Below are 12822 nucleotides of genomic sequence, written 5' to 3'. Positions count from 1 at the left end.
GCGGCGTCGACGGCCGCGGGGTGGGGGTCAGTCGGTGACCTGGACCTCTTTCCAGAAGGCCACGTAGTCTGTGAAGTCCTTGCCGGTGCGCTCGAACGCCGTGGGGTACGGGTGAGGGTAGCTCCAGGCGCGGTCTTTCAGCAGCTCGTCGCCGTTCTTGACGCTGAAGTACTGGCATTCGCCCTTCCACGGGCAGGTGTACGGGGTGGGGCTCTTCTCGAGGTACTCCGACTTCACGCTCGACGGCGGGAAGTACCAGTTGCCCTCGATGGCGATCAGCTCGTCTTTCGGGGCTTCGGCGATGACGGTTCCGTTGAGCACGGCTTTCATGTGACCTCCAATGTCACCGATCACGCTACGCCTCTCCCCCGACAGGTTGGCGATGTCGGGTGCTCCGAGCACACTGGGAGCATGCGCGTGCTGCTGAAACTCGTCCTCGACTGCGATCCCGATGCTGCGTGGCGGGCCATCCGCTCCCCAGCGGTCTTCCGGGAGGTGTCGAGCCCGCTGATGCAGGTCGAGTCGCTCGCCGCCGACGGGTTCCCGACGGTGTGGGAGACCGGCCAGCATCCGGTGACGATGCGCGCGGGCGGCATCATCCCGATGGGCAAGCAGATCATCCGGCTGAACTTCGAGACACGTCAGCACGGCGACGTGCGCATCGTGCACGACTCCGGGCAGGGCGTGACCGGCGCGGTGAGCACCATCACGCTCTGGGATCACCAGATGGCGATCTCCCCCGACCCGGCGGGCACCGGCAAGACGCTGTACCGCGACCAGCTGACGATCGGCGCCGGGCTGCTCACACCCTTCGCCTGGTACAGCCTGTGGGCGTTCTGGCAGGTGCGGGGGCGCAAGCTCCAGAAGCTCGCCCCGACATGGGCGTACGACCTTCCGCGAACCGACGAGGATGCGGCCGACGCCGACGCCGCGGCTCCGGCTCCCGCTGCAAGCCAGGCGTCGGCCGGCGGGGCGGCCCAGGCGTGAACCAGCGCGCGGTGACCGCGGTCGAGACGGCCGACTGGCGGATGCGCGTGTTCGCCATCTACGACGAGGTGCGGCGCCTCACCGCCGAGGGTCGCCCGGCCGACGCGCACGCCTTCTGGCGCGACGAGCGCGACGGCCTGTTCGCCGCGCATCCCGCCACTCCCCTGCTTCCCGACGACCGAGAGGGCTTCGCCGGGCTGCCGATCGCGCCCTACGACCCCGCCTGGCGGTTCGAGGTGACGATCGACGAACCCGACGAGGACGACCCTCGGCCGCGCCGCTTCGAGTTCGCCACGGGCACCGACGGCGTGGTGCCGTTCGAGTTGCTCGGCATCGCCCGCATCGACGGCGTGGGCGAGCTCGACGTGTGGCGGCTGGCCTCGTACGGAGGCGGGCTCTTCGTGCCGGTGAAGGACGCGCTGGCCGGGAGACCCGGTGGCACCTACGGCGGCGGCCGCTACCTGATCGACACCATCAAGGGGGCGAATCTGAACGCGTCGCTTCCTCTGGACGAGCCCCGCGCATCCGTCGCCACGCTCGTGCTCGACTTCAATTTCGCCTACAACCCGTCGTGCGCGTACGACCCCGCCTGGGCGTGCCCGCTGGCGCAGCCGGGCAACCGCGTGGAGGCCCCCATTCCGGTCGGGGAGAGCTACGGCGGCGGCGTGCGCTAGACTGAAGTCACTCGAGGGCTCCAATGCGAGCCCCGTGCGTCGAAAGAACGCTCCCTCTTCTCTGAGGCCGGCATCGGATGCCGTCTCATTTGCAGATACTTCTTGCGGCGAACGGATGCACCGTCGGTGCGTTCGCCATCATTCCGGATGGGCTGCAGACAGTGGCGCGTTCGGACGAATGCCCGAAAGGCTCATTCTTGTCTCAGACTCCTTCTTCTTTCAGTGCGCTCGGCGTGCCGGCACCTCTGGTGGCCTCGCTTGCGGCGAGCGGCATCGAGGAGCCCTTCCCCATCCAGGTCGACACCCTGCCCGACACCCTGAACGGCCGCGACGTTCTCGGCCGCGGCAAGACCGGCTCGGGTAAGACCCTCGCCTTCTCCATCCCGATGGTGGCCCGTCTGGCCGGCCAGCTCTCCGGTGGCAAGCGCCGCCCCGGCCGCCCGCTCGGCCTGGTGCTCGCCCCCACCCGCGAGCTCGCCACCCAGATCGACGCCGTGCTGGCGCCGCTCGCCACGGTCTACAACATGACCACCACCACCATCTTCGGCGGCGTCTCCCAGTCGCGTCAGGTCGCCGCCCTGAAGGCCGGCGTCGACATCGTCGTGGCCTGCCCCGGCCGACTCGAAGACCTGATGAAGCAGGGCTTCGTCTCGCTCGACGCCGTGGAGGTCACCGTGCTCGACGAGGCCGACCACATGGCCGACCTGGGCTTCCTGCCCGTGGTCACGCGCATCCTGGACAAGACCCCGCAGTCGGGCCAGCGTCTGCTCTTCTCGGCCACGCTGGACAACGGCGTGGACAAGCTGGTGCGCAAGTTCCTCCACAACGAGGTGCTGCACTCGGTCGACGAGGCGAACTCGCCCGTCGCCGCGATGACCCACCACGTGTTCGAGACCGAGTCGGTCGAGTCGAAGCGGGTTCTCGTCGAGAAGCTGGCCTCGGGCAGCGGCCGTCGCATCCTGTTCATGCGCACCAAGCACCAGGCCAAGAAGCTGGCCAAGCAGCTCACCGCCTCGGGCATCCCCGCGGTCGACCTGCACGGCAACCTGTCGCAGGTGGCCCGTGACCGCAACCTCGCCGCGTTCAGCGACGGTTCGGTGCGCGTGCTGGTGGCGACGGATGTCGCGGCCCGCGGTGTTCACGTCGACGACATCGAGCTGGTCATGCACGTCGACCCGCCGGCCGAGCACAAGGCGTACCTGCACCGCTCGGGCCGCACGGCTCGTGCCGGATCGGCCGGCGACGTCGTGACGATCATGCTGCCCGCGCAGCGCAAAGACGTGAAGGACCTGCTGCGCAAGGCCTCCATCACCGTGACCCCCGAGGTGGTGCCGGCCTCGGCCGACACCGCGTCGGTGAACGCCCTCGTGGGCGAGGTCGCCGCCTACGTGAAGCCGGTGGCGAACCCGCTGCCCGCCTCCGGCCAGCGCCGCACGGGCAACGACGGCGTGTCGAACAGCCGTGGCGGCGCGTCGACCGGCGCGAACGCCCAGCGCAAGCGGGCTCGTCGCGGCGGTGCGGGCGCTGAGGGCGCCGGTGCGGGCGCCGGTTCGCGTTCGGGTGCCGGTGCATCGGCGGGCGGCAACGGCCGCGGTCGTCGCAGCGGTGCCGGTGCCGGTGCCGGTGTGGGTGGCGGAAGCCGCTCGTTCTACAGCACGTCCAGCGGGGCCTCGGGCTCCGGCAGTGCCGCGCACGGCTCGACCTCCGGTTCGGGCGAGGGCGGACGTCGTGGCGGGCAGGGTGGCGAGGGCGGCTCCGGCCGCGCACGTCAGTCGGCTGCGTCGTTCTCGGCCGGCGCTGCCGGTGGGCGACGTCGCTCGCGCTAGTCGCGCATCCGCTGGTTCGAACGGCCCGTCTCCTCGCGAGGCGGGCCGTTCGCCGTGCCGGGCTGCCGTTCGCCGACGACGGAGATCGGGGGCGGAACGCGGGTACGACGGAGTTCAGGCGGCGTGTCGGCCGCAGACTCCGTCGTCACCGCCGGGCCCCGAGGGCTACTGGGGGTGGAGGGTCTCGTGGCGGGCGAGCATCGCGACGAAGTCGGCGATGCGGCGCGTGCGCGTCTCGGCCCGCTTGAGGTTGTGCAGTCGGAACAGGATGGCGTAGCGGTTCTGGCTCGAGAGCGTGGCGAAGAACGCCTGTGCCTCGGGGTTCGCCGCCAGCGCCTCGGCGAGTTCGGGCGACACCTCGATGGTGCGCTGCGAGTCGTAGGCGGCCTCCCACCGGCCGTCGGCCTTCGCGCGCTCGACCTCGGCGAGACCGCCGGGGCGCATCCGCCCGGCTTCGATGAGGGCCTCGACGCGCAGCCGGTTCACCTTCGACCAGAGGCTTCTCGTACGTCTCGGGGTGAAGGTCTGCAGGAAGAAGTCGTCGTCGAGGGCGTTTCGGCGGCCGTCGATCCAGCCGTGGCAGAGCGCCACGTCGACCGCGTCGGAGTACGAGACCGTGGTGTGCATGCTGGTCTTCTTGGCGATGCGCAGCCGGATGCCAGGCAGCTCCGGCGAGGCCTGCTCGAGAAAGGCGGAGAAGGCCTCGGCGTCGGCGAACTGGTGGTGCGGGTGGTCGACGGCCACGGCCTCGGTCTCCTGTCTCCCTCGACGGCGAACGGATGCTGCTGAGATCAGACCAGGCGCCCCACCGAGGCCAGGGCCGAGCGGAGCAGGCCCCCGCGACCGCCCTCCATGTCTTGGGCGATGGCGTCGGAGGCCGCTTCCTGGGGGGTCATCCAGGTGAGCTCGAGCGCATCCTGCCGCGGCTCGCAGGTGCCGGTGACCGGCACCACGTAGGCCAGCGACACGGCGTGCTGGCGCTCGTCGTAGTAGGGCGAGACGCCGGGCAGCGGGAAGTACTCGGCCACCTGGAAGGGCACCGGGCTGGCCGGGAGCTGCGGGAAGGCCATCGGCCCGAGGTCTTTCTCGAGGTGGCGGAAGAGCGCGTCGCGCAACGTCTCGCCGTACATCACCCGGCCCGAGACGAGCGTGCGGGCGATGGTGCCGCTCGACCCGACCCGGAGCAGCACGCCCACCTCGACGACCTGGCCCAGGCCGTCGACCCGCACCGGCACGGCTTCGACGTAGAGCAGCGGTAGACGACGCCTGGCATCGGCGAGCTCGCTGTCGCTCAGCCAGCCGGAGTTCGGATCGGGGGTGCGCACAGTCATACCCCATTCTTACCCGATGCCGCGCTCCGCTCGTGTTCCCGACCCGTGCCGGACTTCGCCCGTGGCGAGCACTCGCCCCGATGTCGGCGGTGTGGGACAGGATGAAGGGATGAGCGACGTGCTCGACCAGTTTTCCGCGGCCACCCGCGAGTGGTTCCGTGGCGCCTTCTCGGGGCCCACCACGGCTCAGGAGGGCGCCTGGAGGGCCGTCGCCTCGGGCGATCATGCCCTGGTGGTGGCTCCGACGGGTTCGGGCAAGACGCTGGCGTCGTTCCTGTGGGCCATCGACACTCTCGCCAGCACGCTCTCCGACGAGAAACCGCGCAAGACCTCGGTGCTGTACGTGTCGCCCCTGAAGGCACTGGCCGTCGACGTGGAGCGCAACCTCCGTTCGCCGCTGGTGGGCATCACGCAGACCGCCAAGCGGCTCGGCGCGCATCCGCCCGTCATCACGGTGGGCGTGCGCTCGGGCGACACCCCGGCGGCCGACCGGCGGGGGCTGGCGAAGAATCCGCCCGACATCCTCATCACCACGCCCGAGTCGCTCTTCCTCATGCTCACCTCGGCCGCGCGGGAGTCGCTCTCGGAGGTGACCACGGTGATCGTCGACGAGGTGCACGCCGTGGCCTCCACCAAGCGCGGCGCCCACCTCGCCGTGAGTCTCGACCGGCTCGACACCCTGCTCGCCCGACCGGCCCAGCGCATCGGCCTCTCGGCCACCGTGCGCCCCCGCGAGGAGGTGGCACGCTTCCTCGCGGGCGGACGGCCGGTGACGATCGTGGCGCCGCCCTCGACCAAGAAGTTCGATCTGCGGGTCGTGGTTCCGGTGGAGGACATGTCGCAGATCCCGGCCGTCGAGAGCGGCTCGCCGTTGCTCGAGGGGTCGGCGGCGGGGGCGAACGCTCCCGAGCAGGGGTCGATCTGGCCGCACGTCGAAGAAGACATCGTCGACCGCATCCTGGAGCACCGCTCGTCGATCGTGTTCGCCAACTCGCGGCGTCTGGCCGAGCGGCTCACGGCACGGCTGAACGAGATCTACGCGGGGCGCCTCGAGACCGCGGCCGAGCTCGAACGCGGGGTCGACGCGATGCTCGAACAGGGCGTCGAGCAGATGCTGCGCGAGGTGGGGGCGGATGGCGAGGCTCCGCCGGTGGTGCCGTCGGGCGGGCGCACGTCGCCGTCTGGTGCGCACGGCACGGCGCCGGCCCAGGTGATGGGCCAGGCCGGGCAGACGGAGGGCACCGAGGTGGTGCTCGCCCGCGCGCACCATGGCTCGGTGTCGAAGGAGCAACGAGCCATCATCGAAGACGACCTGAAGTCGGGCCGGCTGCGCTGCGTGGTGGCCACTTCGAGCCTCGAGCTCGGCATCGACATGGGCGCGGTCGACCTCGTGGTGCAGGTGGAGGCCCCGCCCTCGGTGGCGAGCGGGCTGCAGCGCGTGGGGCGCGCGGGCCACCAGGTGGGCGAGGTGTCGAAAGGCCTGTTCTACCCCAAGCACCGGGCCGACCTCATCCACTCGGCCGTGGTGTCGCTGCGCATGACCGAGGGGCTCATCGAGACCCTCGCGATTCCGAAGAACCCGCTCGACATCCTCGCCCAGCAGACCGTTGCAGCCTGCGCCCTCGAGCCGATCGACGTGGAGGAGTGGTTCGAGGTGATGCGCCGGAGCGCCTCGTTCACCGCCCTCCCCCGCTCGGCCTACGAAGCGACCCTCGACCTGCTCTCCGGTCTCTATCCGTCGGACGAGTTCGCCGAACTGCGCCCGCGTCTGGTGTGGGACCGGGACGCCGGCACGCTCACAGGCCGCCCGGGAGCGCAGCGGCTGGCCGTGACGAGCGGCGGCACCATTCCCGACCGCGGGCTCTTCGGCGTGTTCATGGTGGGCGGAGAGCCGGCGGCGGCCGACCCGTCGACGGGCAAGGCGCGCTCCACACCCGGACGCCGGGTGGGCGAGCTCGACGAGGAGATGGTGTACGAGTCGCGGGTGGGCGACGTGTTCGCCCTCGGGGCGACGAGCTGGCGCATCCACGAGATCACCCACGACCGCGTGCTGGTGACTCCGGCGTTCGGGCAGCCGGGCCGGCTGCCGTTCTGGCGCGGCGAGGGCATCGGCCGCCCCGCCGAGCTCGGCCGTGCGATCGGCGAGTTCACCCGCACGGTGGCGGCCGCCGACGACGAAGGAGCGAGCGAGCTCGCCGAGCGGGCCGGGCTCGACGCCTGGGCCGCCTCGAATCTCGTGGCCTTCGTGCGCGAGCAGCGGGAGGCCACCGGGCACGTTCCGAGCGACCGCACGATGGTGGTGGAGCGGTTCCGCGACGAACTCGGCGACTGGCGGGTGGTGCTGCATTCCCCGTACGGCATGCAGGTGCACTCGCCGTGGGCGCTCGCGGTGAACGCGCGCATCCGGGAGCGCTTCGGTGTCGACGCGAACGCCGTGGCGAGCGATGACGGCATCGTGGTGCGGCTGCCGGACACCGAGAGCGAGCCGCCCTCGGCCGAGCTTTTCCTGTTCGACCCGGCAGAGCTGGAGCAGCTCGTGACCGAGGAGGTCGGCGGCTCGGCGCTGTTCGCGTCGCGGTTCCGCGAGAACGCCGCGCGGGCGCTGCTGCTGCCCCGGCAGAACCCGGGCAAGCGGTCGCCGCTCTGGCAGCAGCGGCAGCGCTCGGCGCAGCTGCTGGAGGTGGCGCGCAAGTACCCGTCGTTCCCGATCATCCTCGAGACGGTGCGCGAGTGCCTGCAGGATGTCTACGACCTGCCGTCGCTGCTGGCCATCGCCCGCGACCTGGATGCCCGGCGCATCCGCGTGGTGGAGACCGAGTCGGCCGAGCCGTCGCCGTTCGCCCGCTCGCTGCTGTTCGGGTACGTGGCCTCGTTCGTGTACGAGGGCGACAGCCCGCTCGCCGAACGCCGGGCCGCCGCGCTCGCACTCGACCCGAGCCTGCTCTCGGAGCTGCTCGGGCGGGCGGAGCTGCGCGAACTGCTCGACCCGCAGGTGATCGACGACACGCAGCGCGAGCTGCAGCGGCTGGCCCCCGAGCGACGCGCCCGCGACATCGAGGGTGTGGCAGACCTGTTGCGCATGCTCGGCCCGCTCACCACCGACGAGGTGCGCGAGCGGTCGCAGGAGTTCGACGTGGCGACGGCGCTGGAGGAACTCGTGGCCTCCAAGCGCGCGCTGCGGGTGACCTTCGCGGCGCGCGAGTGGTGGGCGAGCATCGAAGACGCGGGGCGGCTGCGCGACGCACTCGGAGTGCCTATTCCCTTCGGGGTGCCCGACGCCTTCATCGCCCCCGTGGAGCAGCCGGTGATCGACCTGGTGAGCCGGTACGCCCGCACGCACGGGCCCTTCCTGGCCCAGGAGGTGGCGGTGCGGTTCGGGCTGGGCGTGGCGGTGGTGGCGGATGCGCTGCGTCGGCTCTCGGCTGATCGGCGCGTGCTCGAGGGCGAGTTCCGGCCGACGGGGTCGGTAGAGATCGCGGGGGGCGGGGGCACTGGCGCCTCTGGATCGCTCACTTCCGGAGGAGATCCGGCGTCTCAGGCGGGGCCCGCGCTCGGCCAGGCCGGGAGCACCGAGTGGTGCGACGCCGAGGTGCTGCGGCGGCTGCGCAGCCGCTCGCTCGCCGCGCTGCGGCACGAGGTGGAGCCCGTGGGCACCCAGACCCTCGCCCGGTTCCTGCCGGCCTGGCAGCACGTGGGCGGTTCGCTGCGCGGGGTCGACGGCGTGCTCACCGTGATCGAGCAGCTGGCCGGTGTGCCCGTGCCCGCCTCGGCCTGGGAGACCCTCGTGCTGCCGGCGCGGGTGCGCGACTACAGTCCCGCCATGCTCGACGAGCTCACCGCTTCGGGCGAGGTGATCTGGTCGGGCCGCGGCAGCCTGCCGGGCAGCGACGGGTGGGTGGCCCTGCACACGCTCGACACCCTTCCGCTCTCGGCCACGCCGCCCGAACCGTTCGACGAGACGCCGGTGCACGCGGCGGTGCTGGCGGCGCTCTCGCGCGGTGGTGCGTACTTCTTTCGGGCGCTGGCCGACGAGGTGACGGCCTCGGTCGGCCGGGCGCTCGCATCCGGAGACGACGCCGGAGCCGGCGACGCCCCACAGGCCGCGCCCGTCGACCCGGTGTCGCTGCCGAGCGACCAGGCGATCGTGGACGCGATCTGGGATCTGGTGTGGGCCGGTCTCGTGACCAACGACACCGTGGCACCGCTGCGCACGCTCACCGGATCGGGGAAATCGGCCCACGCCACCAAGCGCCCGGCACCCCGATCGCGCATGTACCGGGGGCGCGGCCTGGCACGGGCGTCGATGCAGACCAGGGTGGGGCCGCCCACGGTGGGCGGGCGCTGGTCGCTGCTGCCCACACCGGTGGGCGACGCCACGCTGCGGGCGCACGCCACCGCCGAGATGCTGCTCGACCGCTACGGTCTCGTGACGCGCGGCTCGGTGATGAACGAGCGGGTGCCCGGCGGCTTCGCGCTGGTGTACCGGGTGCTCAGCCAGTTCGAGGAGTCGGGCCGATGCCGCCGCGGCTACTTCGTCGAGACGCTGGGGGCAGCGCAGTTCGCCACGGGCGGCACCATCGACCGGCTGCGGGGGTTCGCTCCGGATGCGGTGGGTCGCGACAGCGGACGCGACCGGCCCCCCGAGGCGTTCACCCTCGCCGCCACCGACCCGGCCAACCCCTACGGCGCCGCCCTGCCGTGGCCGGCCGTTGAGGGCCACAAACCGGGCCGCAAGGCCGGGGCGCTCGTGGTGCTCGTCGACGGCGAGCTGGCGCTCTACCTCGAGCGCGGCGGCAAGACCGCCCTGGCGTTCACCGAGGCGGAGGAGTCGCTGGCCGCCGCCACGCGGTCGCTCGCATTCGCCGTGACCTCGGGGCGGGTGGACAAGCTGGCCGTGGAGCGGGTGAACGGGGAGTTCGTGCTGGGCACCGCGGTGGGCGGGGCGCTCGAGACGGCCGGGTTCCTCGGCACCCCCAGGGGGCTGAGGCTGCGTGCCTGAGGGCGACACCGTCTACCGCACGGCGGTGCACCTCAACGAGGCGCTCGCCGGGCGGGTGCTGACCCGGTGCGACATCCGGGTGCCCCAGCATGCCGCGGTGGATTTCACCGGCCAGCTCGTGTCGGAGGTGGTGGCGCGCGGGAAGCACCTGCTCACCCGGGTGGGTGAGGCGAGCATCCACACCCACCTCAAGATGGAGGGCTCGTGGCACATCTATCGCCACGGCACGAAGTGGCGCCGGCCCGCGCACCAGGCGCGGATCGTGCTGGAGAACGCCGAGTGGGTGACGGTGGGGTTCGATCTCGGAACCGTGGAGATCGTTCCCCGCGACAAGGAGGGCGAGGTGGTCGGGTATCTCGGGCCCGACCTCCTGGGGCCCGACTGGGACGCCGAGGAGGCGGTGCGGAGACTCGGGGCCGACGGCGCCCGCGAGATCGACGTGGCACTGCTGGATCAGCGCAACCTGGCCGGTCTCGGCAACGTGTACGCGAACGAGCTGTGCTTCCTGCGTGGAGTGCTGCCGCAGCGGCCGGTGGCCGAGGTGCCCGACCTGCCGGCGGTGGTGGCTCTCGCGCGCAAGCTGATCACGGTGAACCGCGACCGCGTCGAGCGCACGACGACGGGCGATCTGCGGCCCGGACGACAGGTGTGGGTCTACGGACGCGAGAACAAGCCGTGCCGGAGGTGCGGCACCCGCATCCGGCACGGGCAGCTGGGGGCGACCGAACTCGCGCTGCGGGAGACGTACTGGTGCCCGCACTGCCAGACCTGACGGCGCGATAGATTCGGGGCATGACGCCTGGTGACGAGTTCCCGATCATGATCGACGACGCCGCAGCCGTGTGGTCGGTCGCCGCGGAGGAGCGCTCGGAGCGGCTCGCCGATCAGCCCCTCGTGATCGTGATGCACGGTCGCGGGTCGCACGAGAACGATCTGGCCGGTCTGTTCACCTACCTGCCGGCGGACGCGGTGTACGTCTCGCTGCGTGCACCGATCTCCGGCACCCCGTGGGGCCTCGGCGGGTGGACCTGGTTCGACCTCGACTCGACCTCGGGCCCGACCGCGGAATCGGTGCAGGCCGCGGCCGACGCGGTGCTGGCCTGGCTCGGCCGGGTGGAGGCCGAGTACGGGGCGCCGCCCGCGATCGCGACCCTGGGGTTCTCGCAGGGCGGGATGATGGCGATCCAGCTGCTGCGATCGACTCCGCATCGCTTCGCCGGGGCGGTGAACCTCTCGGGAGCGAGCGCCGTGGGCAGTGCCGCCGGAGACGGCGAGCTCGAGACCCTCCGGCCTCCGCTGTTCTGGGGGCGCGACGTGGCCGACCCCGTGATCGCCGCCTCCGCCATCGCGCGCACCGAGGAGTTCGTGGCCGGTCGGTTCACCGTCACCGCCCGGGTGTATCCCGGCGTCGGCCATTCGATCTCGGCCGACGAGCTCGAGCACGTGGGCGACTTCCTGCGGCAGACCCTCGACCTCGAGGGCGCGGCCGGCACAGCCGGCACAGCAGGCGCGGCCTCGGCGGCCGACTGACGGATGGCCGCGAAGAAGCGTGCTTCTGCGGGCGCTGGCCCCACGACCGCAGCCACGCAGGTTCTGGTTCGGGCGGGCATCCGGTTCGTGCCACACGTGTACGAGCACGATGCCTCTGCGACGGACTTCGGTGCCGAGGCCGCACGGGAGCTCGACGCGCCGGCCGAGCGGGTGTTCAAGACGCTGATGGTGGAGACCGACGCGGGGTTCGGCATCGGCATCGTGTCGGTGCAGGATCAGCTCGACCTCAAGGCGCTGGCCGGAGAGCTGGGGGCGAAGAGGGCCGTGATGGCCGACCGCGCCGCGGCCGAGCGCAAGAGCGGCTACGTGGTGGGCGGAATCTCGCCGGTGGGCCAGAAGACGGCGCTGCCGACGGTTCTCGACGACGCGGCGACGACGTTCGAGACCGTGTTCGTGTCGGGCGGGCGGCGCGGGTTCGACCTCGAGCTGACGCCGGTCGATCTGCTGGCCGTGGTGGGCGGACGGGTCGGGCGCATCCGTCGGGGCTGAGCGCCGCCGGGCGGCCACGACCCGCCGGAGCCCCCGGTCAGCCCAGGAGCTCGACGGCCCACCGGCGGAGGAACTCCGCGCCGGCGGCATCGTTCGTGGTGGCCGGGTCGTCGGCGACGAGCACCGGATAGGGCTTGTCGAGCCGGCCGTCGGCGGGGCGCACGTCGACGTGGGCGGTGTCGAAGCCGTTGGCGTGCAGCCAGTCGGCCATCGCGTAGTCGGTGCGCGAGTCGCCGACCGTGCGCCAGCGCCTGGGCACCGGGCCGCTCGCCTCGATCAGGGCGATGGCCCGTTCGGCGCCGAAGTCCTTGCCCACCACCACCGATTCGATGTCGGTGGAGATGATGGTGGGGTCGATGCGGATGGTGACCGTACCGTCGGCGGCGGGCGTGGTCTCGCCGTTCCAGGTGACCCCGAGGTCGAAGGTGCGGCAGATCTCGATCACGCCGCGGCAGAAGTCGTCGCGCTCGGCGAGGAAGACCTCCGACGCGACGTCCGTGCGCTGCTCCACCGCGAGGGAGGCGCGCTTGGTGGCGTCGAAGAACATCCACTCCGAGAAGCGGTCGGCGACCATCTGCTCCACCGCGGCCGAGAACTCGGGGGTGGGGACGAGGCTCTCGTCGATCGAGAGCTCTCCGACGCCGTCGGGCGTGATGCGGAACCACACAGCGCCCTTCTCGCACACGCCGAACACCCGGGCGTCGGCGCTCAGCCCGCCGTCGACCAGAGGGCCCACCACCTCGTTCGCGAGGAACCCGTCCGACCGCCCCGTGTTGAACGCGATCGGGATGCCGGAGTCGGCCAGCGCCACGAGGTCGCGGGTGATCGACGGGATGACGATGCTGCGGGTGAGCGGATCGGCGATCGGCCCGTCGACGTCGAGCAGCAGGCCGAGGGCAGGGAGGTCGTGGGTCACCAGCACATTATCCCGCGGCGAGTTGCGCCGAATCGCCCCTTCGCGGAGC

11 protein-coding genes are annotated in these 12822 nt (G+C 71.8%); 7 read left to right on the top strand and 4 right to left on the bottom strand.

Annotation, left to right across the window (positions count from 1 at the left end; genetic code table 11):
• Positions 1-27: 27 nt before the first annotated feature.
• Positions 28-330: a DUF427 domain-containing protein gene (locus ACEXOR_RS03000; RefSeq protein ID WP_374847911.1), complete on the bottom strand. Its 303-nt coding sequence runs from the start codon at positions 328-330 to the stop codon at positions 28-30.
• Between the two features lie 81 nt (positions 331-411).
• Here ACEXOR_RS03000 and ACEXOR_RS02995 point away from each other — a divergent pair, with 81 nt between their 5' ends.
• The 3 genes from ACEXOR_RS02995 to ACEXOR_RS02985 all read left to right on the top strand — a co-directional run bounded on the left by ACEXOR_RS02995 (position 412) and on the right by ACEXOR_RS02985 (position 3487).
• Positions 412-987, top strand: coding sequence for a hypothetical protein (locus ACEXOR_RS02995; RefSeq protein ID WP_374847910.1), 576 nt, complete (start codon positions 412-414; stop codon positions 985-987).
• A gap of 41 nt (positions 988-1028) precedes the next feature.
• Positions 1029-1661: a DUF1684 domain-containing protein gene (locus ACEXOR_RS02990; RefSeq protein WP_374848047.1), complete on the top strand. Its 633-nt coding sequence runs from the start codon at positions 1029-1031 to the stop codon at positions 1659-1661.
• Between the two features lie 233 nt (positions 1662-1894).
• Entirely contained in the window at positions 1895-3487 is a 1593-nt protein-coding gene (locus ACEXOR_RS02985; RefSeq protein WP_374847909.1) for a DEAD/DEAH box helicase, read from the top strand.
• A 165-nt stretch (positions 3488-3652) separates the two neighbouring features.
• Here the strand turns inward: ACEXOR_RS02985 and ACEXOR_RS02980 are convergent, their stop codons facing one another.
• Together ACEXOR_RS02980 and ACEXOR_RS02975 are read right to left on the bottom strand one after the other, a co-directional pair.
• Positions 3653-4231 carry a YdeI/OmpD-associated family protein gene (locus ACEXOR_RS02980; RefSeq protein ID WP_374847908.1) on the bottom strand — a complete coding sequence of 193 codons (579 nt, stop codon included), beginning with the start codon at positions 4229-4231 and terminating at the stop codon, positions 3653-3655.
• A 47-nt stretch (positions 4232-4278) separates the two neighbouring features.
• Positions 4279-4818 (bottom strand): NUDIX hydrolase family protein, encoded by a 540-nt coding sequence (locus ACEXOR_RS02975; protein ID WP_374847907.1) that lies wholly within the window; start codon positions 4816-4818, stop codon positions 4279-4281.
• Between the two features lie 109 nt (positions 4819-4927).
• On the opposite strand from ACEXOR_RS02975, the gene ACEXOR_RS02970 reads away from it, so the two are divergent.
• Genes ACEXOR_RS02970 through ACEXOR_RS02955 form a run of 4 tightly spaced genes read left to right on the top strand, consistent with a single transcriptional unit; the run spans position 4928 to position 11857 of the window.
• Positions 4928-9817, top strand: a complete 4890-nt coding sequence (locus ACEXOR_RS02970; protein WP_374847906.1) for an Lhr family ATP-dependent helicase — start codon at positions 4928-4930, stop codon at positions 9815-9817.
• On the top strand, positions 9810-10589 hold the full coding sequence (locus ACEXOR_RS02965) for a DNA-formamidopyrimidine glycosylase family protein (protein ID WP_374847905.1): 780 nt from the start codon (positions 9810-9812) through the stop codon (positions 10587-10589). Before ACEXOR_RS02970 ends, ACEXOR_RS02965 begins: the two co-directional genes overlap by 8 nt.
• Positions 10590-10609: 20 nt before the next feature.
• Positions 10610-11347, top strand: coding sequence for an alpha/beta hydrolase (locus tag ACEXOR_RS02960; RefSeq protein WP_374847904.1), 738 nt, complete (start codon positions 10610-10612; stop codon positions 11345-11347).
• Positions 11348-11350: 3 nt separating this feature from the next.
• Positions 11351-11857 (top strand): aminoacyl-tRNA deacylase, encoded by a 507-nt coding sequence (locus tag ACEXOR_RS02955; RefSeq protein WP_374847903.1) that lies wholly within the window; start codon positions 11351-11353, stop codon positions 11855-11857.
• Between the two features lie 37 nt (positions 11858-11894).
• Here ACEXOR_RS02955 and ACEXOR_RS02950 read toward each other — a convergent pair whose 3' ends face one another.
• Positions 11895-12773: a hypothetical protein gene (locus ACEXOR_RS02950; protein WP_374847902.1), complete on the bottom strand. Its 879-nt coding sequence runs from the start codon at positions 12771-12773 to the stop codon at positions 11895-11897.
• Between the last annotated feature and the right edge of the window lie 49 nt (positions 12774-12822).

The organism is Herbiconiux liangxiaofengii (assembly GCF_041927335.1).
Lineage (GTDB): Bacteria > Actinomycetota > Actinomycetes > Actinomycetales > Microbacteriaceae > Herbiconiux > Herbiconiux liangxiaofengii.
The sequence above is the reverse complement of the archived record's forward strand: the minus strand, read 5'-3'. Positions and strand labels throughout refer to the sequence as shown.

Coding starts and splice junctions, on each gene's coding strand:
- ACEXOR_RS02955 (WP_374847903.1), top strand. CDS start 11,351: ATGGCCGCGAAGAAGCGTGCTTCTGCGGGCGCTGGCCCCACGACCGCA.
- ACEXOR_RS03000 (WP_374847911.1), bottom strand. CDS start 330: ATGAAAGCCGTGCTCAACGGAACCGTCATCGCCGAAGCCCCGAAAGAC.
- ACEXOR_RS02995 (WP_374847910.1), top strand. CDS start 412: ATGCGCGTGCTGCTGAAACTCGTCCTCGACTGCGATCCCGATGCTGCG.
- ACEXOR_RS02970 (WP_374847906.1), top strand. CDS start 4,928: ATGAGCGACGTGCTCGACCAGTTTTCCGCGGCCACCCGCGAGTGGTTC.
- ACEXOR_RS02960 (WP_374847904.1), top strand. CDS start 10,610: ATGACGCCTGGTGACGAGTTCCCGATCATGATCGACGACGCCGCAGCC.
- ACEXOR_RS02975 (WP_374847907.1), bottom strand. CDS start 4,818: ATGACTGTGCGCACCCCCGATCCGAACTCCGGCTGGCTGAGCGACAGC.
- ACEXOR_RS02990 (WP_374848047.1), top strand. CDS start 1,029: ATGCGCGTGTTCGCCATCTACGACGAGGTGCGGCGCCTCACCGCCGAG.